The 22,001-nt window shown below is 72.6% G+C and carries 18 protein-coding genes; 14 read left to right on the top strand and 4 right to left on the bottom strand.

Annotated features, from left to right (window positions below; all coding sequences use genetic code 11):
• Positions 1-32 precede the first annotated feature (32 nt).
• Positions 33-1,316, top strand: coding sequence for an SUKH-4 family immunity protein (locus AB0M92_RS16225; RefSeq protein ID WP_366102787.1), 1,284 nt, complete (start codon positions 33-35; stop codon positions 1,314-1,316).
• A 32-nt stretch (positions 1,317-1,348) separates the two neighbouring features.
• Here AB0M92_RS16225 and AB0M92_RS16220 read toward each other — a convergent pair whose 3' ends face one another.
• Positions 1,349-1,984 carry an alpha-ketoglutarate-dependent dioxygenase AlkB gene (locus tag AB0M92_RS16220; protein ID WP_366102786.1) on the bottom strand — a complete coding sequence of 212 codons (636 nt, stop codon included), beginning with the start codon at positions 1,982-1,984 and terminating at the stop codon, positions 1,349-1,351.
• Positions 1,985-2,344: 360 nt separating this feature from the next.
• Between AB0M92_RS16220 and AB0M92_RS16215 the strand changes: the two genes are divergently transcribed.
• Positions 2,345-4,312: an amino acid transporter gene (locus tag AB0M92_RS16215; protein ID WP_366102785.1), complete on the top strand. Its 1,968-nt coding sequence runs from the start codon at positions 2,345-2,347 to the stop codon at positions 4,310-4,312.
• Between the two features lie 55 nt (positions 4,313-4,367).
• Here AB0M92_RS16215 and AB0M92_RS16210 read toward each other — a convergent pair whose 3' ends face one another.
• The gene (locus AB0M92_RS16210) at positions 4,368-5,285 is read right to left on the bottom strand and encodes an aldose 1-epimerase family protein (protein WP_366102784.1); all 918 of its coding nucleotides are present in this window, start codon (positions 5,283-5,285) and stop codon (positions 4,368-4,370) included.
• 273 nt (positions 5,286-5,558) lie between these two features.
• On the opposite strand from AB0M92_RS16210, the gene AB0M92_RS16205 reads away from it, so the two are divergent.
• The 3 genes from AB0M92_RS16205 to AB0M92_RS16195 are packed head-to-tail and all read left to right on the top strand — an operon-like array spanning position 5,559 to position 8,967.
• Positions 5,559-6,401, top strand: coding sequence for an SDR family oxidoreductase (locus tag AB0M92_RS16205; RefSeq protein WP_366102783.1), 843 nt, complete (start codon positions 5,559-5,561; stop codon positions 6,399-6,401).
• 44 nt (positions 6,402-6,445) lie between these two features.
• Entirely contained in the window at positions 6,446-7,918 is a 1,473-nt protein-coding gene (locus AB0M92_RS16200; protein ID WP_366102782.1) for a cytochrome ubiquinol oxidase subunit I, read from the top strand.
• A complete protein-coding gene (locus tag AB0M92_RS16195) occupies positions 7,915-8,967 on the top strand; it encodes a cytochrome d ubiquinol oxidase subunit II (RefSeq protein ID WP_366102781.1) in 1,053 nt (350 codons plus the stop codon). Before AB0M92_RS16200 ends, AB0M92_RS16195 begins: the two co-directional genes overlap by 4 nt.
• A gap of 21 nt (positions 8,968-8,988) precedes the next feature.
• Here the strand turns inward: AB0M92_RS16195 and AB0M92_RS16190 are convergent, their stop codons facing one another.
• Positions 8,989-10,734 (bottom strand): cation:proton antiporter, encoded by a 1,746-nt coding sequence (locus AB0M92_RS16190; RefSeq protein ID WP_366102966.1) that lies wholly within the window; start codon positions 10,732-10,734, stop codon positions 8,989-8,991.
• Between the two features lie 293 nt (positions 10,735-11,027).
• Here AB0M92_RS16190 and AB0M92_RS16185 point away from each other — a divergent pair, with 293 nt between their 5' ends.
• The 6 genes from AB0M92_RS16185 (at position 11,028) to AB0M92_RS16160 (ending at position 17,689) form a co-directional block, all read left to right on the top strand.
• Positions 11,028-11,960 (top strand): cyclase family protein, encoded by a 933-nt coding sequence (locus AB0M92_RS16185; protein WP_366102780.1) that lies wholly within the window; start codon positions 11,028-11,030, stop codon positions 11,958-11,960.
• A 129-nt stretch (positions 11,961-12,089) separates the two neighbouring features.
• A complete protein-coding gene (locus tag AB0M92_RS16180; RefSeq protein ID WP_366102779.1) occupies positions 12,090-13,670 on the top strand; it encodes a GMC family oxidoreductase in 1,581 nt (526 codons plus the stop codon).
• 46 nt (positions 13,671-13,716) lie between these two features.
• A complete protein-coding gene (locus AB0M92_RS16175) occupies positions 13,717-15,534 on the top strand; it encodes a glycoside hydrolase family 15 protein (RefSeq protein WP_366102778.1) in 1,818 nt (605 codons plus the stop codon).
• A gap of 115 nt (positions 15,535-15,649) precedes the next feature.
• On the top strand, positions 15,650-16,654 hold the full coding sequence (dhaK, locus tag AB0M92_RS16170) for a dihydroxyacetone kinase subunit DhaK (protein WP_366102777.1): 1,005 nt from the start codon (positions 15,650-15,652) through the stop codon (positions 16,652-16,654).
• A 31-nt stretch (positions 16,655-16,685) separates the two neighbouring features.
• Positions 16,686-17,288 (top strand): dihydroxyacetone kinase subunit DhaL, encoded by a 603-nt coding sequence (gene dhaL / locus AB0M92_RS16165; RefSeq protein ID WP_366102776.1) that lies wholly within the window; start codon positions 16,686-16,688, stop codon positions 17,286-17,288.
• Complete coding sequence (locus AB0M92_RS16160) at positions 17,285-17,689, top strand: PTS fructose transporter subunit IIA (RefSeq protein WP_366102775.1); 405 nt, start codon at positions 17,285-17,287, stop codon at positions 17,687-17,689. Before dhaL ends, AB0M92_RS16160 begins: the two co-directional genes overlap by 4 nt.
• Before the next feature lie 46 nt (positions 17,690-17,735).
• On the opposite strand, the gene AB0M92_RS16155 is transcribed toward AB0M92_RS16160, so the two are convergent.
• Positions 17,736-18,200 (bottom strand): RNA-binding S4 domain-containing protein, encoded by a 465-nt coding sequence (locus AB0M92_RS16155; RefSeq protein WP_366102774.1) that lies wholly within the window; start codon positions 18,198-18,200, stop codon positions 17,736-17,738.
• A gap of 134 nt (positions 18,201-18,334) precedes the next feature.
• On the opposite strand from AB0M92_RS16155, the gene AB0M92_RS16150 reads away from it, so the two are divergent.
• From AB0M92_RS16150 to AB0M92_RS16140, 3 genes are all read left to right on the top strand, one after another.
• Positions 18,335-18,730 (top strand): molybdopterin-binding protein, encoded by a 396-nt coding sequence (locus tag AB0M92_RS16150; RefSeq protein ID WP_053692665.1) that lies wholly within the window; start codon positions 18,335-18,337, stop codon positions 18,728-18,730.
• A 130-nt stretch (positions 18,731-18,860) separates the two neighbouring features.
• Positions 18,861-19,682 (top strand): molybdate ABC transporter substrate-binding protein, encoded by an 822-nt coding sequence (gene modA / locus AB0M92_RS16145; RefSeq protein ID WP_366102773.1) that lies wholly within the window; start codon positions 18,861-18,863, stop codon positions 19,680-19,682.
• Positions 19,683-19,845: 163 nt separating this feature from the next.
• Entirely contained in the window at positions 19,846-21,837 is a 1,992-nt protein-coding gene (locus AB0M92_RS16140; RefSeq protein WP_366102772.1) for an ABC transporter permease, read from the top strand.
• The last annotated feature ends 164 nt before the right edge of the window (positions 21,838-22,001 follow it).

Genomic DNA, 22,001 nt, shown 5'->3' with positions numbered 1-22,001 from the left:
GACTGTCAGTGGCCTGGGGCACCATGGTCGGCATGCCCTGCGAAGAACGTGACGCCCCCTTCTCCTCCCCCGCCGCCCTGCTGGAGGCCGGAGCCGCCCGGATACGGGAGTGGCCCGGCCCCGCGGACGGCGGCGGCGTCGGCCGTGAGGTCTTCACGCAGGCGCAGGCCGTCTTCGGCTGCGCCGAGGTGTCGCGGGCGGAGTTCGGCTCCTGGCTGCACTTCGCCGCGAAAGTGCTCGGGCACGATGCGTACGCGGAGCGGATCGCCGCGGCCGAACCGGGCATGCCGTGGCGGACCGTCTGGGCCTGGTGGCGGCCGGTCGGTGCCTTCCGGGCCGAGCCGAACCTCAGCGGGGACGCCTCGGCCGGCGTCTTCGACGGGCCGGACGGCCGGAGCCTGCTCAAGGTCTGGTCGCTGTGGACCGAGGAGCGCTGGTTCGACCTGGCGACCGGCGAGCCCCGCCCGGCGCCCGCCGCCGGGGAGTTCACCCGGCGCACGGCGGAGCCGGCGCAGGAGGAGCCGTACCTCTTCGACCCGGACGAGGAGGCCTGGGCCCTGCACTGCCCGGGCACGTGGGAGGAGCCCGAGCCCCTCGGCGGGGGCCGCTTCCTGCTCACCGAGGCCCGCGGGATCGTGGTGGTCGAGCGCAACGGGGCGGTGGCGGAGGCCGGTTGGCCCACGGGCGGCGCCGACACCTCCTCGTGGGACGAGGGCGGGAACGACCCGTGGTTCGCGGGTCCGGGTCCCGGCGGCCTCCCGCTGGACGCGGCCCGCGTGGAGGCGGTGTTCGGCGCCGACCGCACGGTCCGCGTGCCGCGGGCACGGCTGCCCGCGGAGCTGACCCACCCGCCGACCCGCGAGCTGCTCAGCACGGTGGGCCTGCCCCGTCACTGGGCTGCGGGCGTGACCTCGTTCGCGCTCGCCTGGAGCGAGGGCGGGCCCGCGCGGGCGGAGCCCGGAGCCGGCTCCGGCGGGCTGCTGCACCTGGGGACGTTCGAGCTGGGCTACGCCGACGAGGGCCGTGTGCTCCTCCACCCGGAGACCGGCGCGGTGTCACTGGCCCGCAACGGCGAGGAGCCGTTCCCCTTCGCCCGGGACACGGAGACGTTCGTACGCCTCCTGGAGGCCGTGCGGCGGTTCATGGGGGCGTGCTGGGACCCGTACCCGCAGGAGAGCGGCCACAGCTCCTTCCTCCGGGAGGTGGGCGGGCTGGAGCCGGGCGTCCTGGGGTCCGGCGACCCCGAAGAGCCCGGCGCCGCGGTCTGGGAGCACGTCTTCGCGTCCATCACCGAGCTGAGCGTCTACGGCTACTGAAGCGCCTACGGCCGCTGCGGGGCGCCCCGCGCTCAGCGGACGCCGCGGGGGCGGTACTGGATGCTGATGCGCGGGCCGACGGCGCTGCGGGACTTGGGGATCGCGTGCTCCATCGTGCGCTGGCAGGAGCCGCCCATCACGACCAGGTCGCCGTGGCCCAGGGGCAGGCGCAGCAGGGTGGGGCCGCCGTCACGGGGACGCAGTACGAGATCGCGGGGGTCGCCGACCGAGAGGATCGCCACCATCGTGTCCTCGGTGGCGGACCGGCCGATGCGGTCCCCGTGCCAGGCGACGCTGTCGCGGCCGTCGCGGTAGAGGCACAGTCCCGCGGTGGTGAAGGGCTCCCCCAACTCTGCGGCGTAGTGCCGGGTCAGCGCGGCGCGGGCCTCGACCAGCACCGGGTGCGGCAGGGGCTCGGCCTCGTCGTAGAAGGCGAGCAGGCGGGGTACGTCCACCTCGCGCTCGTACATCCGGCGCCGCTCGGCCCGCCACGGCACGTCCTCGGCGAGGCGCTCGAACAGCGTGTCGGCGCCCGAGAGCCAGCCGGGCAGGTGCTCGACCCAGGCGCCCGCTCCGAGCGCGGTGCGGCGCAGCCCCGAGAGCGGGCCGAGGCGGATCTCGTCGCCCTGATCGAAGAGGGAGCCCTGGAGGCCGGGGATCGTGCTCACGGACCCATCATATCGCGCCACTCGAACATTCGATCGATTCACGGTTGCCGCGCCGTCCGATTGCCCGGAAACCGGCCGTCAAGGTAGCGCTAGGGAACCGTTAAGGGGCCGTCAAGACGGGTCGGGGCCGGCGGGTCCGGCCGTCCGGGGCACCGGCCCTCGGTGCCGTACGTCTGCGCAGGTGGGAGGCGGGGTCGGGGTAGAGCGCGCACCTCCGTCCAACCGGAGCAGTCCCTCGGGCGGCGCCGTCGGGGCCCCGTCAGGATGAGATCGCGCGCGTGCACGAATGATCGAATTCCGTACGCTTGCCCGGCCGTCGCACCGATGGCCGGATCCAAGCCGTACGAAGGAGCACCCGCGATGGCCACCCCCGCCCAGCAGAGCCGCCTCAGGGCATGGCTCCTGGAAGGCCTGACCGACCAGACGAGACACCGGTCGGGCCACGGGCCCCAGGAGGAGCCCGGCGCGGGCGGAACGGCCGCGGCCGCCGACCACGGGCGGCCGTGGTGGCGGGTGATGTGCCTGACCGGCCTCGACTACTTCTCCACCCTCGGCTACCAGCCGGGCATCGCCGCGCTCGCGGCCGGCCTGCTGTCCCCGCTGGCGACGATCGTGCTCGTGGTGCTCACCCTGCTGGGCGCGCTGCCGGTCTACCGCCGGGTCTCGGAGGAGAGCCCGCACGGCGAGGGCTCCATCGCGATGCTGGAGCGGCTGCTGTCCTTCTGGAAGGGCAAGCTGTTCGTCCTGACCCTGCTGGGATTCGCCGCGACCGACTTCCTGATCACGATCACCCTGTCGGCGGCCGACGCGACCGCCCACCTCGTGGAGAACCCGCACCTGACCAGCACGCTCAACGGCCACCAAGTGCTGATCACCCTGATCCTGATCGCCCTGCTGGGCGGCGTGTTCCTCAAGGGGTTCAGCGAGGCCATCGGGGTGGCCGTCGTCCTGGTCTTCACGTACCTCGCGCTGAACGTCGTCGTCATCGGGGTCGGGCTGTGGCAGGTCATCAGCGAGCCGCACGTCATCGGGGACTGGATGCAGGCCCTGACCGCCGAACACGGCAACGTGTTCATGATGATCGCCATCGCGCTCGTGGTCTTCCCCAAGCTCGCGCTCGGCCTGTCCGGCTTCGAGACCGGCGTCGCCGTCATGCCGCACGTCCAGGGCTCCCCGGACGACACGCAGGAGAAGCCGGCGGGACGGATCCGGGGCACGAAGAAGCTGCTGACCACGGCCGCCGTGATCATGAGCGTCTTCCTCATCACCAGCAGCTTCGTCACCACCCTGCTGATCCCCGCCGATCAGTTCAAGGCGGGCGGCGAGGCCAACGGCCGCGCCCTGGCCTACCTCGCCCACGAGTACCTCGGCTCCGCCTTCGGCACCGTCTACGACGTCTCGACCATCCTCATCCTCTGGTTCGCGGGCTCCTCGGCGATGGCGGGCCTGCTCAACCTGATGCCCCGCTACCTGCCCCGCTACGGCATGGCCCCGCACTGGGCCCGCGCCCTGCGCCCGATGGTCATCGTCTTCACCCTGATCGCCTTCCTGGTGACCTGGCTCTTCGACGCCGACGTCGACGCCCAGGGCGGCGCGTACGCCACCGGTGTGCTCGTCCTGATCACCTCGGCGGCCGTCGCCGTGACCATCGCGGCCCGCCGGGCCGGGGAGCGCGGCTGGACCATCGGCTTCGGGATCATCTCCGCCGTCTTCGTCTACACCACCGGCGTCAACGTCGCCGAGCGCCCCGACGGCGTCAAGATCGGTGCCTGCTTCATCGCCGGCATCATGGCCCTCTCGCTGCTCTCCCGCCTCGCCCGCGTCTTCGAGCTGCGCGTCACGCACGTGGAGTTCGACGACATGGCGCAGCGGTTCATCCGCGACACCGCCAACCGGACGATCCGGTTCATCGCCAACGAGCCGGACAGCCGCGACAAGGCCGAGTACCGCGACAAGGTGCGGCAGATCCGCGCCGACAACGACATCCCGGCCGCCGACGACGTCATGTTCGTCGAGGTCACCGTCCTGGACGCGTCCGAATTCGAATCGGGCATGCGCGTGCGCGGAGAAGTCCTGCACGACCGGTACCGCGTCCTGACCCTGGAGAGCTCCAGCATCCCCAACGCGCTCGCGGCGCTGCTGCTCCACGTACGGGACGAGACCGGGCAGCGGCCGCACATCTACTTCGAGTGGACCGAGGGCAATCCGATGGCCAACTTCTTCAGGTTCTTCCTCTTCGGACAGGGCGAGGTCGCCCCCGTCACCCGCGAGGTCATCCGCGAGGCGGAGCCCGACCGGGGCCGCCGCCCCCACGTGCACGCCGGCTGAGGGCGGCGGCCGGGGGCGGCGCCATCAGGGCCGCTCGGCGCGGCGAAGGAGCCGCTCACTCCCGCGGCCAGGGCGCGAGCCCCCACCGCAGCGTGTGCCGGGCCCCCGGTTCCAGACGCACGCTCGCGGGGTCACGGCGGAAGGCGTCGGGGCCGCAGCTCATGGGCTCCACGGCGACGCTCCGGCGCCGGTGCGGCTCGGGCAGGGTGTCCCCGGTGAACACCTGCACGTACTGCGCCCCCTCACCGAGCCACAGATCGGTGCCGTACGCGCCGGACGGCTCGGCGAGGCGTACGACGGCCCGCCCGCCCGCCTCCCGCCGCAGGTCCGTGAAGGCGGTGTCCAGCGTCTGCGGGCCGATGGGCCGCGGCGCGGCGAAGTCGAAGGGCGTTCCCGACACCGGCTCGGAGGCGAGGGGCAGGCCGCGGTCGTCGGTGCGCAGCCGGGTCCGGGCGGGCACGGACAGCAGCATGTCGTCGACCGTGCGGGGCCCCACCGCCAGGTACGGATGCTGGCCGACTCCGTACGGCGCGGGGGTTTCGCCGACGTTCCCGGCGGTGATCTCGACCGTCAGGCCGTGGGGGTCGAGGGCGTATTCCGCCCGCGCCACCAGGTGGAAGGGGTAGCCGGGTTGCGGCCAGAGCGTGGTCGCCAGCACCACGCGGGCCTCCGCCTGCTCCACCGCCTGCCACGAGGTCCAGCGCAGCAGGCCGTGGATGGCGTTGGCGTGTTCGACCTCGTTGACCGGCAGCTGTAGTTCCCGGCCCTGCCACCGGTACCGGCCGTCTCCGATCCGGTTGGGCCACGGCACGAGGAGCTGTCCGCGTCCGCCCTCGATCCGGTCATCGGCCTCGAAACCGTCGACGACCGGGCGCCCGGCCACGGAGTAGTGGCGCAGGGCGCCGCCCAACTCCACGACGACGACGGTCTGAGAACCACAGGTCAGCCGGAACTGGGCACCCGTTCGATGCATGTTCGCCATCCTCGCCGGTGGCGGTCGGGGGTTCGGTTCGCGCACGCCGGGTGCTTCCATTCCATCACCGCGGGAAGGGCATCGCACCTCGGCCGGGCCCCCGAGCCGTGGGCACGTACGCGCCGGTCTTCCTCCCGGTCCCTTTGGGCCGTTCGGTCCGGGAGAGCACTCCAACGGGTCAGTGCCCGTCGTGCCACCGGGCCGCGGCAATGCCGCGGTGCTCTCGTGGTGGCGCGGATTTCGTGTCCCCGTCAGCACCCAGGGAGCGTTTCAGTGGAAGCCAGCAGCAGTGACCGTGGTCGAACGCCCCTCGTTCCTCAGGTCCTCAAGGGGCAGAAGGCCCTGGTGACAGGGGCGAACTCCGGCATCGGCAAGGCCACCGCGATCGGCCTCGGGCGCGCCGGCGCCGACGTGGTGGTGAACTACGTCGCCGGACAGGACGCCGCGCAAGAGGTGGTGCGGGAGATCGAGGGCTTCGGCGTCCGCGCCTACGCGCACGAGGGGGACGTGTCGCAGGAGGACCAGGTCGTCGACATGGTGGCCCGGATGGTCGAGGAGTTCGGGACCATCGACATCATGGTCGCGAACGCCGGTCTGCAGCGGGACGCCCCGTTCACCGACATGACCGTGGCCCAGTGGAGCAAGGTACTGGACGTCAACCTCACCGGTCAGTTCCTGTGCGCCCGTGAGGCGACCAAGGAGTTCCTGCGCCGCGGCGTCGTGCCGGAGGTCTCCCGCTCCGCAGGGAAGATCATTTGCATGAGCTCGGTGCACCAGATCATCCCCTGGGCCGGGCACGTCAACTACGCCTCCTCCAAGGGCGGCGTGCAGATGCTCATGGCCACGCTCGCGCAGGAGCTCGCCCCGCACCGGATCCGGGTGAACGCCGTCGCGCCCGGTGCGATCCGCACGCCCATCAACCGCAGCGCCTGGGACACCCCCGAGGCCGAGGCGGACCTGCTGAAGCTCATCCCGTACCGCCGCGTCGGGGACCCCGAGGACATCGCGAACGCCGTGACCGTCCTCGCCTCCGACCTGCTCGACTACGTCGTGGGGACGACGATCTACGTGGACGGCGGCATGACCCTGTTCCCCGGGTTCGCCACCGGTGGCTGAGGCCCCGATCCTCCGGCCGTCCGGCACGAACTGCTAAGGCTCACATGAACACCGCGATCGCGATCATGGCGGACACCCCTCCGCAGCTGCTCCCTGCCCGCGAACTCATGGCCTTCACCCTGGCCTCCCACATCCTGCTCGTGCCCTTCGGCGTGGCCCTGCCCGCCATCACCCTCCTGATGCACTACCGCGGGCTGCGCAAGGGCGACCCGGTCGCCCTGCTGCTCGCGCGGCGCTGGTCGGCGGTCATGGCCGTGCAGTTCGCCATCGGCATCGTCACCGGGACCGTGCTCTCCTTCGAGTTCGGCCTGCTCTGGCCCGGCCTGATGGGCAGGTGGGGCGATGTCTTCGGCCTCGGGTTCGGGGTCGAGGCGTGGGCGTTCTTCCTGGAGGCCATCCTCATCGCCATCTACCTCTACGGCTGGCGGAGGCTGAAGCCGTGGACGCACTTCTGGCTGGGCCTGCCCCTGCCGCTGACGGCGCTGCTGGGGGCGTTCGGCATCATCGCCGCGAACTCCTGGATGAACACGCCCCGCGGCTTCTCGCTCGACGCGGACGGCAACCCCGTGGACGTCAAGGTCCGCCAGGCGATCTTCACGCCGATGTTCGGCCCCGAGTACTGGCACTTCGTCGCGGGTGTCGTCCTGACGGCGGGCTACGTCGTGGCGGGGGTGTACGCGGTCGGCTGGCTGCGCGGCCGGCGCGACCACTACCACCGGCTCGGCTTCACCGTGCCGTTCACCGTCGCCGCGATCCTCACCCCCGTGCAGTTCGTGCTCGGGGACTCCATCGCCCGGTCCGTCTTCCACAAGCAGCCGATCAAGTTCGCCGCCACCGAGATCGTCTGGAAGACCGGCACCCACATGCCCGAGTACCTGTTCGGGCGCCTGCATCCCGACGGGTCGATCTCCGGCGGGATCAAGATCCCCCAACTGGACTCGATCCTCGCCGGTTTCAGCCCGGACACCCAGGTGACGGGTCTGTCGTCGGTCCCCGCGAGCGACCGCCCCACGGCGACCCAGGCCACGATCGCCCACTGGGCGTTCGACATCATGGTGACGATCGGAAGCCTGCTCATCCTGCTCGCGCTGTGGTACGGCTGGTGCTGGCTGCGGCGCCGCGACCTGCCGCGCTCACCGTGGTTCTTCCGGTGCGCCGCCGTGGCCGGGGCGGCCTGCCTGCTGACGGTGGAATGCGGCTGGATCACCACCGAAGTGGGTCGCCAGCCCTGGATCGTCTACGAGAACATGCGGGTGTCCGAAGCCGTCACGGACACCCGGGCCGCGTCGTTGTGGGCGATGCTCGCCATCGTCATCGTGGTCTACGTCCTGATCTTCGGCACCTTCCTGGGCGTCCTGCTCACGATGCGCACCCGCTGGCGGGCCGCCGATGAACGACACGGCGACGCGCACCCCGCCGGCACCCCGGAAGGCGACACCCCCTACGGGCCCCGCCGGACGACCGCCGCGGCCGCACCGGACCACGACTGCGCACACGGTGACGGAGGAGGGCGATGATCCAGGACGTCGTGGCCTGGGTGCTGCTGGCCGCCGTGGCCGCCTACGCGTGCGCGGGCGGGACCGACTACGGGGCCGGGTTCTGGGACCTCTTCGCGGGCGGCACCGAACGGGGCAGGCGCCCCCGGTGGCTGATCGACCACGCGATGGAGCCCGTCTGGGAGACGAACAACGTCTGGCTCATCTTCGTCCTCGTGTTCATGTGGACGGGCTTTCCGATCCTGTTCCAGACGGTCTTCACGGCCATGTGGCTCCCCCTGGCGCTCGCGGCCGTGGGCCTCGTCCTGCGCGGTGCGGGCTTCGCCCTCCGCAAGCCCATGACACGCCTCGCCCGCCGCAGGATCTACGGCGCCGCCTTCGCCGTGTCCTCCCTCCTGGTGCCCTTCTTCCTCGGAGCGGTGGTCGGCGGCCTGGCCACGGGCCGGGTCGCTCCGGGGACGAAGGCGTCCGCCGACGCGTGGTCCAACGGCACCTCCGTGCTCGCCGGGCTGCTCACCGTCGCCGCGACCGCCTTCCTGGGCGCGGTGTTCCTCACCGCCGACGCCCGCCGCTTCGACGCCCCCGACCTCGTCCACTACTTCCGGCTGCGCGCCTGGTGCAGCCTCGGGGTCATCGCCGTGCTGGCCGTCGTCGGCCTCGCCGTCACCCACCACGACGCGCGCTACGTCTACGACGGCCTCACCGGCGGCGCCGGCCTCGCCGTCGTCCTGGCGGCCGTCGTCTGCGCCGTGGCCACGGCCGGACTGCTGTACCGCACGGCCACGGGCTGGGCGAGGATCACGGCGGTCGGCAGCGTCGCCCTCGTCGTGCTCGCCTGGGGGCTGGCCCAGCGGCCCTACCTCATCCCCACCTCGCTGACCGTGGACCAGGCGGCCGGAGCCTCGACGACCCTGCGCTGGCTGCTCCTGGTCACGGTCATCGCGATCGTGCTGGTCGGACCGCCGCTGGTCCTCCTCTACCGGCTGGACACCAGCGGCACCCTGCAGCCCCTCGCCGAGAACGACCTGCGGGGCACGTCCGCGAACCGGGATCCGGGCACGGACCGGTGACCGTGCCGGTGCCGGGCTCCGTCACCCGCCCAGGAGTACGGCGACGTCCCCGGGCCGCGGCACCGGACCGCCCGTCCGGGTGACGGGCAGCAGCGTGCCGTCCGCACGCACCAGGAACAGCAGGTGGTGTCCGGCCGGGACGGGGCCGTCGAGGCGGCGCGTGACGAGGCGGGCGCCCCGGTCGTAGCGGCGGGACAGCTCGGCTCCGGTCAGCGAGGGATCGAAGAGCACCTGACCGCCGGTGTACGGGGCGACGACGCCCTGGGTGTCGGTCGCCGGCCCCAGGCGGTACACCGGTCCCTCCACGCTGCCCTGGAGGTTCATGGAGGCCAGGGCGTTGAAGTCGCTCTCGTCGGTGAGCAGCAGGACGCCGGTGAGGCCCTCCAGCTCGGCGCCCGAACCGGTGGCCGCGGCGAACAGCTCCCCGGGGGCCAGTTCGAGCCCGGCGGCCCTGATCCGCTCCCGCTGCGCATCGTGACCCGCCCACATGACGACCTCCAGCCCGGCCGACCGCAGGGCCAGTCCCAGATCGACCACCCAGGGAGCACCGCCCACGAGCAGCGGCCGGGAGCGCGACGGGCGCACGACGCCCAGCCGTTTCGCGACCGGACCGGCGGTGAGCCCGTAGAGCGTGACGGTCACCACGATCACCACGAACGTGGCGGGAAGGATCTTCGACGCGCCGCCCACGCCCTGCGCGGCCAGCGCGGCGGAGAACGTCGAGGCGGTGGCCGCGGCCACGATGCCGCGCGGCGCCATCCATCCCAGGAACCCGCGCTCCCCGCGCGTCAGATCCGTGCCGAGCGAGGCGAGGGCCGCCACGAGCGGTCTGGTCACCAGGACGAGGACCACGACGAGGACCAGGGTCGGCAGCACCACGTGGCGCAGCGAACGGGGGCTGACGGTGGCCGAGATGGAGATGAACAGCAGACCGATGACCAGGTGCACCAGGGTCTCGAAGAACGGATTGCGGGCGTCCGTCTCGGCGCCGGGCAGGTTCGCCACGGCGAGCCCCATCAGAACGGCGGCGATCAGGCCCGTGTCGTCCCGGATCACGTTGCAGCCCGCCGCCACCCCGATCACCGCGGCCAGCTGGACCGTGGTCCCGAGCACCGACCCCGGCCGCAGCCTGCGCAGCAGCACGAGCACCGCGGTCCCCGCGACGCCGCCGGCCAGGCCCACCGCGGCGCTGGTGGTGAACTGCACCACCTTGCCGACGACGCCGCTGCCGTTCCCGGCCACCACGCCGTGGAAGACGAGGGCGCCCAGGATGGCTCCGACCGGGTCGATGAGCGTGCCCTCCCAGATGAGGACGTGCTGGAGACGTTCCGTGGGACGCACGAAGTTGAGCAGCGGTCCGACGACGGTCGGGCCGGACACGATCAGGATGGCCCCCAGCATCACGGCGGAGCCCGCCGACATCCCCAGCACAACGCCGGCGAGGAGCGCCGCCGACCCCGCGGTGAGCAGCGCGCCCAGCCAGATCAGCCGCACCACGACCCGGCGGGTGTGCGCCCTGAACCGTTTGAGGTCCAGGCCGAGCCCGGCGTCGTAGAGGATCACCGCGACGGCCAGCGAGACCAGTGGGGAGAAGGCGGCTCCGAGCAGTTTCTCGGGGTTCACGTCTCCGGTCAGCGCGCCGGCGGTGAATCCGACCGGCAGCAGGACGATCAGTGCGGGGATGCGCAGCCGGCCCGCCAGCAGCTGGGAGCCCACGGCCAGGACGACGATCAGTCCGAGGCCCGTGAACACCTGGTCCTGCGACAGCGCGGCGGCCGCGTTCACTGCCCGGTCCGCCGGTTGCGGTGGGAGAGGTCGAGGAGGCACGGCCGGGCGCTCAACAGGGCCATGACACGTCCCCTGAGGTCCGGCGGGCTCACGGCCCGGACGTGCAGCATGTCCAAGCGAACCTCCGCGTGTGAGAGGGCGGCGCACGGGTGCGTCGGGCCCGCACGAGGCCGCTCGTCCATTAACGCGGCGGCCCGGGAGCTCGGCAAATCGGATGCGGCCGGATCGCGGCTCGGCGCGCGCCGGCAACCGGTGTGCCCGATGGTGGGGACATGGGTACGCCCGACGGGATGACCGAGGCCGGCTTCCGGTCGCTCCACCGTGAGCTGCGCCGTGCGGCACCCGGCGCCGGCGCACCCCGGGGAGCTCTGGCCACCCTCACCCCCGCACGGACGCTCGCCGCCCTCGGCGAGGTCCGCTCCGGCCGCACGGTCTCGCTCGCCGCGCCCGTGAACACCCGCGAGGGACCGGACAACGCCGAACCGGCGCAGCACCGGCTCACCGCGCCCGCCGGCGGCGCCCCGGACCCGGACGGCCTGCAGTTCGCGCGGGACCGCATCGCCATGAACATCCACGGCGACGTCGACAGCCACATCGACGCGCTCTGCCACGTCATCTACGAGGGCACCCTGCACGGCGGGGTTCCCGCCGCGGACGTGCTCTCCCCGGACGGCGCCTCGGCTCTCTCCATCGACCTGGCCCGCGACGGCATCGTGGGCCGGGGGGTGCTCCTGGACATCCCGCGCCTGTACGGCACCCCTTGGCTCGAACCGGGATCGCACGTGAGCGCCGAGGACCTGGCGGCGGCGGAAGAGTGGCAGGGGCTGCGCGTCGGCGCGGGCGACATCCTCCTCGTACGCGTCGGGCACCGGCGCCGGCGCCGGGAGCTCGGCGCCTGGGACGCGGCGGGAGCGCGGGCGGGACTCCACCCGACGGCCCTGCGCTTCCTGGCCGAACGCCGGGTCGCCGTGCTCGGCAGTGACGGCAACAGCGACACGGCTCCCAGTGCCGTGCGGAGCGTCGCGTACCCGGTACACGTGCTCGCCATCCACGCGATGGGGCTGCACCTGCTCGACTACCTGCAGTTCGAGGAGCTGGTCCCCCTCTGCGAACAGGAGGGCCGCTGGTCGTTCGCCTGCGTGATCGCACCGCTGCGGCTGTCCGCGGCGACCGGTTCTCCCGTCAATCCCCTCGCGATCCTGTGACCGGCCGGGCGTGCGGGCCGTCCGGCCCGCCGACTCGCTGGGCATCCCCTCCGGAGCTACGTTGTAGGGGCGATACGGACCCCGACTCACCCGACAGGAGCAGATCCGTGCTCCGGGAAGGTGGCCCGCATGCCCGAGGCGCGGGAGTACGACGTCATCATCATCGGCACCGGAGCCGGCGGCGGCACGCTCGCCCACCGGCTGGCGCCCACCGGCAAGCGGATCCTGCTCCTCGAACGCGGCGGCTACCTGCCGCGCGAGCGGGACAACTGGGACTCGACCCAGGTCTTCGTCAAAGGCAAGTACCGCGCACCGGAGTTCTGGTACGACAAGCACGGCGAGCGGTTCCCGCCCGAGGTGAACTACTACGTCGGCGGGAACACCAAGTTCTACGGCGCGGCGCTCTTCCGCATGCGCCCCGAGGACTTCGGCGAAATCCGCCACCACGACGGGATCTCTCCCGCCTGGCCGCTGGACTACGGCGATCTGGAGCCGTACTACACGCAGGCCGAGCACCTCTACCTGGTCCACGGCCGGCACGGCGAGGACCCCACCGAGGGCCCGGCCAGTGCCCAGTACGCCCATCCGCCGGTGGAACACGAGCCGCGCATCCAGCAGTTGAGCGATGATCTGGAGAAGCAGGGCCTGCACCCCTTCCATCTTCCGATCGGGGTGAACCTCCTCCAGGACGACCAGGGGCGGGCGGCGCACGGGAGCGCCTGCATCCGCTGCGACCGCGTCGACGGCTTCCCCTGCCTGGTCGGGGCGAAGTCGGACGCACAGGTCATCTGCGTGGATCCGGCCCTGGAACACGCCAACGTCGAAATGGTCACGCACGCCGACGTGCGCCGGCTGGAGACGGACGCCACCGGGCGGAGCGTCACCTCGGTCGTCGCGGAGCTGGGCGACGGGTCGACCGTCCGGTTCTGCGCCGGCATCGTGGTGGTGGCCTGCGGGGCGGTCAACTCCGCCGTACTGCTGCTGCGTTCGGCCGACGACCGGCACCCCCGGGGCCTGGCCAACAGCTCGGACACGGTCGGCCGGCACTACATGCGGCACAACAACCTGGCCCTGATGGCGGTGTCCAAGGAGCCGAACGGCACCAGGTTCCAGAAGACGCTGGCACTGCACGACTGGTACCTGGGCAGCGACGACTGGGACTTCCCCCTGGGCGGGATCCAGATGCTCGGCAAGTCCGACTCCGAGCAGATCCACGGCGAGGCACCCCGCTGGGCCGGCGCCGTCACCCCGGACATGCCCTTCGAGGTGCTCGCCCACCACGCGGTCGACTTCTGGCTCTGCGGTGAGGACCTGCCGGACCCGGACAACCGCGTCACCCTCGACGCGGACGGCGGGATCCACCTCGCCCTCGACGAGAACAACAACACCGCCGGTCTCAAGCGGCTCCGGCACAAACTGCAGGGCATGCTCGGGCGTCTGGGCATGCACGAACACCATCTGCTGCCGCACAGCATCTACCTGCACAAGGGCATGCCCATCGGCGCCACGGCGCATCAGGCCGGCACCGTCCGCTTCGGCCGCGACCCGCGGAGCTCCGCCCTCGACGTCAACTGCAAGGCCCACGACCTCGACAACCTCTACGTGGTCGACACGAGCTTCTTCCCGAGCATCGGCGCGGTCAACCCGTCGCTGACGGCGATCGCCAACGCCCTGCGCGTCGCAGACCACCTCGCCGAGCGACTGCAATGACCGGGACCGGGCGGATCACCGCTGAGCCGTCCCGAGGAGGACAGACATGGACCGCTACCCGCCCATCGCCGACCACGGACTCGTGGGGGACCTGCAGACCGCGGCTCTGGTGTCGTCCAGGGGAGTGATCGACTGGTTCGCGGCTCCGCGATTCGATTCCCCCAGCATCTTCGCGGCGCTGCTCGACCACGACAAGGGCGGTCACTTCCTGCTCGCGCCGGAACAGGACGAGGGGACGTGGAAGCAGCTCTACTACCCGGACACGGCCGTCGTCGTGACCCGCTTCATGTCCCCCGACGGAGTGGGCGAGACCGTCGACTACATGCCGGTCCACCAGGGCCTCACCCCGTCCGACCGGCACACCCTCGTGCGCGTGATCCGCGCGGTGCGCGGCACCGTGCGCTTCTCCCTCGAATGCCGCCCCCGCTTCGACTACGCGCGGACGCCCCACCGGCTCGACATGACGGAGCGCCGGGCGACCTTCCGGGCCCCCGGGGCGGCCGCGTTCCTGCAGGCCACCTTTCCGCTCGAACGGGACGGCGAGGACGTCCGGGCCACGATCACGCTCACCGCGGGCCAGGCGGAGGCCGCGGTGTTCACCACCGGCGCGGAGGGCAGCGCGGCGCCGCCGCCGCCGGAGCGCGACAGGATCACCGAGGAGCTGTGGGAACAGGTCGACTACTGGCAGAAGTGGGTGCGCACCTCGCACTACCACGGCCGCTGGGCCGAGATGGTGTACCGCTCGGCCATCACGCTCAAGCTGCTCACGTACGCCCCCTCCGGCGCGCCGGTCGCCGCCGCCACCATGGGTCTTCCCGAGCAGGTCGGCGGCGAGCGCAACTGGGACTACCGCTACACCTGGGTGCGGGACGGATCCCTGTCGGTACGGGCCCTGCTCGACCTCGGCTTCGCCGAGGAGGCGGCCCGGTTCACCCACTGGCTCGGCGACCGGCTGCGCGCCCACGAGGGTCCGGACGGAGAGCCCCTGCAGATCATGTACCGGGTCGACGGTGACGCGCACCTGACCGAGGAGGTCCTCGAACACTTCGAGGGCTACCGGGGCTCGTACCCCGTGCGGGCCGGGAACGCGGCCATGGACCAGTTGCAACTCGACATCTACGGCGAGGCGCTGTACGCCCTGTCCGAGGGCCACGCGGTCGCCGTGCAGGGCGACTACCACGGCTGGAAGGCGCTCGCCCGGACGCTGGACTGGCTCGCCGACTCCTGGGACCGGCCCGACGAGGGCATCTGGGAGACCCGCGGCGGCCGGCAGGACTTCACCTACAGCCGCGTGATGTGCTGGGCGGCGTTCGACCGCGGCCTGAAGGTCGCCGCCGAGTTCAGCCGGCCGGCCGCGACCGCCCTGTGGACCAAGGCCCGCGACGACATCCTCGAACAGGTCATGGAACGCGGCTGGAGCGACAAGGAGCATTCCCTGGTCCAGCACTACGGCAGCCACGTCCTGGACGCCTCGCTGCTGCTGATCCCCCGGGTCGGATTCCTCGCGCCGAGGAGCGCGAGCTGGCTGTCCACCCTCGATGCCATGGACCGCGTCCTGGTGTCCGACAGCCTCGTCTACCGGTACGACCCCGCGGCCTCTCCCGACGGACTGCGCGGCTCGGAGGGAACGTTCAGCCTCTGCACGTTCCTCTACGTCGACGCCCTCGCCCGTGCCGGGCGGCTGCCGCAAGCCCGCTACACCTTCGAGAAGATGCACACGTACGCCAACCACATCGGTCTGTTCGCCGAGGAGATCGGCCCCAGTGGCGAGCAACTCGGCAACTTTCCGCAGGCCTTCACCCACCTGTCGCTCATCATGGCCGCGACCACGCTGAACGAGGCGCTCGACGCCCTGCGGCACTGAACCCGGGTCCCTCCCCGCCCGACGCGGCGGCCTGGTCCCGGGCGGCGGGCTGCTCTACCGTCGCCGTGGGCCCACCGCCCACAGGCTCACCGGCAGACCCGATCAGGAGACACACATGCGGATGCTGATCAACAGTCCCGAGACCGTCGTCGCCGACGCCCTGCGGGGGATGGCGGCCGCGCATCCCGAGCTGGAGGTCGACGTGGAGCGGCGGGTCGTCGTACGGCGCGACGCGCGCGGCGGGGGCCGGGTCGGGCTGGTGTCCGGAGGCGGGTCGGGGCACGAGCCGCTGCACGCCGGGTTCGTGGGGTACGGGATGCTGTCGGCCGCGTGCCCCGGGGAGGTGTTCACCTCGCCGGTGCCCGACCAGGTGCTGCGGGCGGCGGCGGCCGTGGACTCCGGGCAGGGGGTGCTCTTCGTCGTCAAGAACTACACCGGGGACGTGCTGAACTTCGAGATGGCCGCCGAACTCGCCGAAGAGGACGGCCTGCGGGTGGAGCGCGTGCTCGTCGACGACGACGTGGCCGTGACCGACAGCCTGTACACGGCGGGGCGGCGCGGCACCGGGGCGACGCTGTTCGTCGAGAAGATCGCCGGTGCGGCCGCCGAGGAGGGCGCCCCGCTGGAGCGGGTCGCGGCGCTCGCCCGGCGGGTCGACTCGGCCTCGCGGAGCTTCGGCGTGGCGCTCAGCGCGTGCACGACGCCCGCGAAGGGCAGTCCGACCTTCGACCTGCCCGACGGGGAGCTGGAGTTGGGCATCGGCATCCACGGCGAGCCGGGCCGGGAGCGGCGGGCCATGATGCCGGCGCGGGAGATCGCCGAGGTGGCGGTGGGCGCCGTACTGGAGGAGCTGGCGCAGGTGGGACCGGCGGACGGGCCGGTGCTGGCACTGGTCAACGGGATGGGGGCGACGCCGCTGCTGGAGCTGTACGGGTTCCACGCGGAAGTGGCGCGGGTGCTGGCGCAGCGCGGTGTGCCGGTGGCACGGACCCTGGTCGGGAACTACGTCACGTCCCTGGACATGGCGGGGTGTTCGGTGACGCTGTGCCGCGCGGACGAGGAATTGCTGCGGCTGTGGGACGCGCCGGTGCGGACGGCGGCGCTGCGGTGGGGGTGCTGAGAAGGTGGGCGGACACGGTGAGGAGGCTCCATTGCGTGACGCGGATTTCTTCCGGCGCTGGATGACGACGGCCGGGGCGGCGGTGGAGCGCGAGGCGGACCGGCTGACCGAGCTCGACTCCCCCATCGGGGACGCCGACCACGGGAGCAACATGCTGCGCGGGTTCACGGCCGTACGGACGGCCTTGGAGACGGAGCCCGCCGCGGCCCCGGGGGCGGTGCTGGCGCTGGCCGGGCGGACGCTGATCTCGACGGTCGGCGGGGCGTCGGGCCCGCTGTACGGGACGCTGCTGCGCCGTACCGGCAAGGAGCTCGGAGAGGCCGCCGAGGTCTCCGACGAGGCGCTGCGCAAGGCCTTGTACACGGGGGTGGGCGCGGTGGCCCGGCTGGGCGGGGCGGCGCCGGGGGACAAGACCATGCTGGACGCGCTGGTCCCGGGGGTGGCGGCGCTCAGCGACTCGTACCGTGCGGCGGCCGACGCGGCGGAGAACGGGGCTCTGTCGACGGTGCCGATGCAGGCCCGCAAGGGGCGCGCGAGCTACCTCGGTGAGCGGAGCATCGGGCACCAGGATCCGGGGGCCACCTCGGCGGCCCTGCTGCTGGGCGCACTCGCGGACGTGGCGGACGCCGAGTGAGCGGGCCGTTGGTCGCGATCGTGCTGGTGTCGCACAGCGCGGTGGTCGCGGAGTCCGTGGCGGAGCTGGCGCGGGGCCTCGCGGCGGGCGGACCGGTGGCCGCCGTGGCCGCGGCGGGCGGCACCCCGGACGGCGGCCTGGGTACGGACGCGGACCGCATCGCGGCGGCCGCGCACGCGGTGGACGCCGGTGCGGGGGTCGCGCTCCTGGCGGACCTGGGCAGTTCGGTGCTGACGGTGAAGGCGCTGCTGGGGGAGGACGGGCTCCCGCCGGGCTCGCGGCTGCTGGACGCGCCGTTCCTGGAGGGGGCGGTGGCCGCGGTGGTGGCCGCCTCCGCGGGCGCCCCCCTGGACGCGGTGGCGGCGGCGGCCGAGGAGGCGTACACGTACCGCAAGAGCTGACCCCCGGCCCGGGGGTCCAGGGGTCACGCCCGGCGGCCCCGTCCCGTCAGCGGCCGCGGGCGGCACCGCGGAGGGATTCGATCTCGCGGCGGTCGCGCTTGGTCGGGCGGCCCGTGCCGCGGTCACGGACGCCGACCACCTCGGCCTCGATGCGCGTCGGCGCCGGCGGACTGTTGTCGACGAAGCATTCGGCGGCGACCGGCGCACCCACCCGCTTCGACACCGGCCGCTTGACCACCACGATGCGCTCGCGCCCCGCGTGGAACAGCCGTACCTCGTCCCCCGCCCGTACCACCTGGGCCGGCTTCGCGCGCTCCCCGTTCACCTTCACGTGGCCCGCCCGGCAGGCGGTCGCCGCGACCGAGCGGGTCTTCGTCAGACGGACCGACCAGATCCAGGCGTCCACCCGGGCGGATCCCGTGGCTCCCGTGGCTCCCGTGGCTCCCGTGACCTCAGTGGCCCCCGCGGTTCCTGCGGTTCCCGCGCCCGTTCCCGTTGCTTCATCAGCCATGCCGAAACTCTAGCCAGCCGGGTCACCCCGAGCGGAATGCTTATTGGCGGAATCACCAAGGGGCATGGCATCTGCCATGTGTATCAGCCCAAGGGAATTGCAAATGCGGGACACGTGCCCCTACCTTGTCGCTCATGCAGTCCTACACCATCGGACAGGCGGCGCGCCTGCTGGGCGTCAGCCCGGACACCGCCCGCCGCTGGGCCGACGCCGGCCGTGTCGCGACCCACCGCGACGACGCCGGCCGGCGACTGATCGACGGCCGCGACCTGGCCGCGTTCTCCGTGGCCGTGGGACAAGGTGCCCACGCCGAGGACGAGGAGCCGTACACCTCGGCCCGCAACGCGTTCCCCGGCATCGTCACCGCCGTCAAGCTCGGAGACGTGGCCGCTCAGGTCGAGATCCAGGCAGGTCCTCACCGCCTGGTCTCCCTGCTCACCCGTGAGGCCGTCGAGGAGCTCGGACTGGAGGTCGGCATGCAGGCCACCGCCCGCGTGAAGTCCACCAGCGTGCACATCGACCGCACCTGACCCTCCAGGCCCTTCAGGCGCTCCGGCACCAACGTACGTTCCCACCCGCTCCGCCCGTCACCGGCGCGGGTCACCACCGCGCGGAACCGGCACCCGGCCGGCCGCCGACCCGACCGAGGAGCACCAGCTCATGTCCCCGATCCTGAACCGCCGCAGTACCTTCGCCGCCGCGCTGACCGCCGCCCTCCTCGTGCCCGCGCTGGCCGCCTGCGGCAGCAGCGACAAGAAGGACTCCGACGCCGCGGCCTCCCCCTCGGCGAGCGCCTCCGCCTCGGCCGAGGCCAAGGCCGCGAACCTCACCGTCCTCGCCGCTTCCTCGCTCACCGACGTCTTCAAGACGGCGGGTGCCGCGTACGAGAAGGCCCACCCCGGCACGAAGGTCACCTTCTCCTTCGCCGGCTCCCAGGAGCTCGCCGCCCAGGTGAAGCAGGGCGCCCCGGCCGACGCACTGGTCACCGCCGACACCAAGACCATGGACGGTCTGAAGTCCGAGACCAACGACCCGGCGATCATCGCCAAGAACCGCCTGGTCATCGCCGCCGGCAAGGGCAACCCCTTCAAGGTCGACGAGCTGAAGGACCTGGCCGACACCAAGCTCAAGGTCGTGCTCGCCGCACCCGAGGTCCCCGTCGGCCGGTACAGCAAGCAGATCCTCGACGCCCAGAAGATCGAGGTGAAGCCGGTCTCCCAGGAGGCCAACGTGCGCGCCGTGCTGAGCAAGGTCGAGCTCGGCGAGGCCGACGCCGGCCTCGTCTACAAGACCGACACCATCAAGTCCGGTGACAAGGTCTCCGTCGTGGACATCCCGGACGCCGAGAACGCCGTGGCCTCCTACCCGGCCGCCACCCTCAAGTCGTCCAAGAACGCCGAAGCCGCCGCCGCGTTCGTGGCCTGGCTGAGCACGCCCGAGGCGCAGAAGATCCTCCAGGACGCGGGCTTCCAGAAGGCGTAACCGCCGCCGCGGCCGCAAGGATCGACAGGGACCGCCCGGTCCGGGGGGACGGGCGGTCCCTTCGCCGTGTCCCGCGCCGAAAGCCGCGTACCGGTCGCGCTCCTGGTACTTCTTCGTACCTCCTCGTACTGCCGTCCCCCGTACGCTCCAGCCAGGAACCCACATGAGCAGACACCGCACCCGCACCCGGCCCCCCCTGACCCTGGCGCTGCCCGCGCTGCTCGCCGTCGCGTTCCTGCTGCTGCCCCTCATCGGCATCCTCAGCCGCACCGAGTGGGGCGAGCTCACCACCCACCTCACGAGCCCGGGTGTGGTCCAGGCGCTGCGCCTCTCGCTCTTCGTGTCGCTGTGGGCGCTGGGCCTCTCGCTGCTCCTCGGCGTACCGCTGGCCTGGCTGCTGGCCCGGGTCGAGTTCAAGGGGAAGGCGTTCGTCCGCTCGCTGGTGCTGCTGCCCATGGTGCTGCCGCCGACCGTCGGAGGTGTGGCGCTGCTGCTGGGCTTCGGCCGGCGCGGACTGCTCGGGCCCTGGCTGGAGGGCACGTTCGAAATCACACTGCCGTTCCACACGTCGGGGGCCGTCGTCGCGGCCACCTTCGTCGCCATGCCCTTCCTCGTCATCAGCCTGGAGGGTGCGCTCGGCGGCCTCAAGCAGAGCTACGAGGAGACCGCGGCCTCCCTCGGCGCCTCGCCGGTCCGGGTGTTCTTCACCGTGACCCTGCCGATGGTGGCGCCCGGCCTGATCGCGGGCGCCGCGCTCACCTGGGCCCGCGCGCTCGGCGAGTTCGGCGCGACCATCACCTTCGCCGGCAATCTGCCCGGCACCACGCAGACCCTGCCGCTCCAGGTGTACCTGCTGCTCCAGGACGAGCCGGAAGCCGCCACCTCGGTCTCGCTGCTGCTGCTCGTGATCGCCATGGCCGTGCTGATCGCCCTGCGCGGCCGCTGGACCGGTACCCCGGTCGCCGCACGACCCGCCGAGGCGCCGGCGCCGGCGGACGAGACGGCGGCCGCTGGTGCCGAGGCCGGGCGGGCGCCGGGCGGCGCGCTGCCCGCTGACGGTGCCGCCGACGTTCCGGCCGGTGTTCCCGCCGGTGTTCCGGCCGACCAGCACGACGGCGGCCACTGGCCGCTCCACGCCACCGTCACCGGCTTCAACGAGCTCACTCTGGACGCCGCTCCCGGTACCACCATCGCCGTCGTCGGCGAGAACGGCGCCGGGAAGACCACGCTGCTGCGCGCCCTGCTCGGGCTCACCCCGCGCGCCCACGCCGAACTCCGGCTCGGCGACGCCGACGTCACCGCGCTGCCCCCGCACAAGCGCCAGGTGGCCTGGGTCCCGCAGGACGGCGCCCTGTTCCCGCACCTGAGCGCGCTGGCCAACACCGCGTACGGACTGCGCGCCCGCCGGCTGCCGCGTGCCGAAGCCCGCCGCGAGGCGCAGCTGTGGCTGGACCGGCTCGGCGTCGGCCACCTCGCCGCCCGCAAGCCCGCGCAGCTGTCCGGCGGCCAGGCCCAGCGCGTCGCCCTGGCCCGCGCGCTGGCCGCCCGGCCCCGCCTGCTGCTGCTCGACGAACCGCTCGCCGCCCTCGACCAGACCACCCGGGCCCGCGTGCGGCACACCCTGCGCACCCACCTGGCCGGCTTCGGCGGGGTCTGCCTGATCGTCACTCACGACCCGGTCGAGGCGGTCTCGCTGGCCGACCGGGTCCTCGTACTCGCCGACGGGCGCACCCTCCAGGACGCCCCGCCGGCCGAGGTCACCCGCCACCCCCGCTCCCCCTGGGTGGCCCGGATGCTCGGCCGCAACGCCTGGCCCGGCACCGCGTCGGCCGACGGCCTCGTACTCGCCGCCGGGGGCCGGCTGGTGGTGGCGGAGGCGCTGCCCGAGGGTTCCCGGGCGCTGGCGATCATCGGCCCGGAGGCGGTGTCCGTGCACCGCGACCGGCCGGCCGGCAGCCCGCGCAACGTCTGGCGGGGCTCCGTACGGGAGATCACCGCGGTCGGCAGCCGACTGCGCGTGCTCGTCGGCTCGGCGGAGGCCCCCGACCTCGTCGCGGAGATCACCCCGGAGGCGGCGGCCGAACTGGGCCTGGTCGACGGCTCGAAGGTATGGACCAGCGTGAAGGCGACCGAGGTCACGCTCGTCGAGCTCTAGGGAGTGTCGTCAAAGTGGCGTCGTCCGCCCGGGAGGGAGGGCCGACCAGACGAGACTTTGACGACACGACCTAAAGGGTGTTGCAGAAGGTCTGTCGTGGGCGGGCCTGAGTGGCTTTTGACCTGTTGTTTCACCGTGTCATGGCGAGGTTGTGCATGGTGGCG

Source organism: Streptomyces sp. NPDC051582, assembly GCF_040681715.1.
GTDB lineage: Bacteria > Actinomycetota > Actinomycetes > Streptomycetales > Streptomycetaceae > Streptomyces.
The sequence above is the reverse complement of the archived record's forward strand: the minus strand, read 5'-3'. Positions and strand labels throughout refer to the sequence as shown.

What these genes read in the sequence shown, in the direction of transcription:
- AB0M92_RS16155 (WP_366102774.1), bottom strand. Translation starts at nt 18,200, where the DNA reads ATGGCTGATGAAGCAACGGGAACGGGCGCGGGAACCGCAGGAACCGCG.
- AB0M92_RS16140 (WP_366102772.1), top strand. Translation starts at nt 19,846, where the DNA reads ATGAGCAGACACCGCACCCGCACCCGGCCCCCCCTGACCCTGGCGCTG.
- AB0M92_RS16185 (WP_366102780.1), top strand. Translation starts at nt 11,028, where the DNA reads ATGGGTACGCCCGACGGGATGACCGAGGCCGGCTTCCGGTCGCTCCAC.
- modA (WP_366102773.1), top strand. Translation starts at nt 18,861, where the DNA reads ATGTCCCCGATCCTGAACCGCCGCAGTACCTTCGCCGCCGCGCTGACC.
- AB0M92_RS16200 (WP_366102782.1), top strand. Translation starts at nt 6,446, where the DNA reads ATGAACACCGCGATCGCGATCATGGCGGACACCCCTCCGCAGCTGCTC.
- AB0M92_RS16225 (WP_366102787.1), top strand. Translation starts at nt 33, where the DNA reads ATGCCCTGCGAAGAACGTGACGCCCCCTTCTCCTCCCCCGCCGCCCTG.
- AB0M92_RS16180 (WP_366102779.1), top strand. Translation starts at nt 12,090, where the DNA reads ATGCCCGAGGCGCGGGAGTACGACGTCATCATCATCGGCACCGGAGCC.
- dhaK (WP_366102777.1), top strand. Translation starts at nt 15,650, where the DNA reads ATGCGGATGCTGATCAACAGTCCCGAGACCGTCGTCGCCGACGCCCTG.
- AB0M92_RS16175 (WP_366102778.1), top strand. Translation starts at nt 13,717, where the DNA reads ATGGACCGCTACCCGCCCATCGCCGACCACGGACTCGTGGGGGACCTG.
- AB0M92_RS16210 (WP_366102784.1), bottom strand. Translation starts at nt 5,285, where the DNA reads ATGCATCGAACGGGTGCCCAGTTCCGGCTGACCTGTGGTTCTCAGACC.
- AB0M92_RS16150 (WP_053692665.1), top strand. Translation starts at nt 18,335, where the DNA reads ATGCAGTCCTACACCATCGGACAGGCGGCGCGCCTGCTGGGCGTCAGC.
- AB0M92_RS16195 (WP_366102781.1), top strand. Translation starts at nt 7,915, where the DNA reads ATGATCCAGGACGTCGTGGCCTGGGTGCTGCTGGCCGCCGTGGCCGCC.
- AB0M92_RS16215 (WP_366102785.1), top strand. Translation starts at nt 2,345, where the DNA reads ATGGCCACCCCCGCCCAGCAGAGCCGCCTCAGGGCATGGCTCCTGGAA.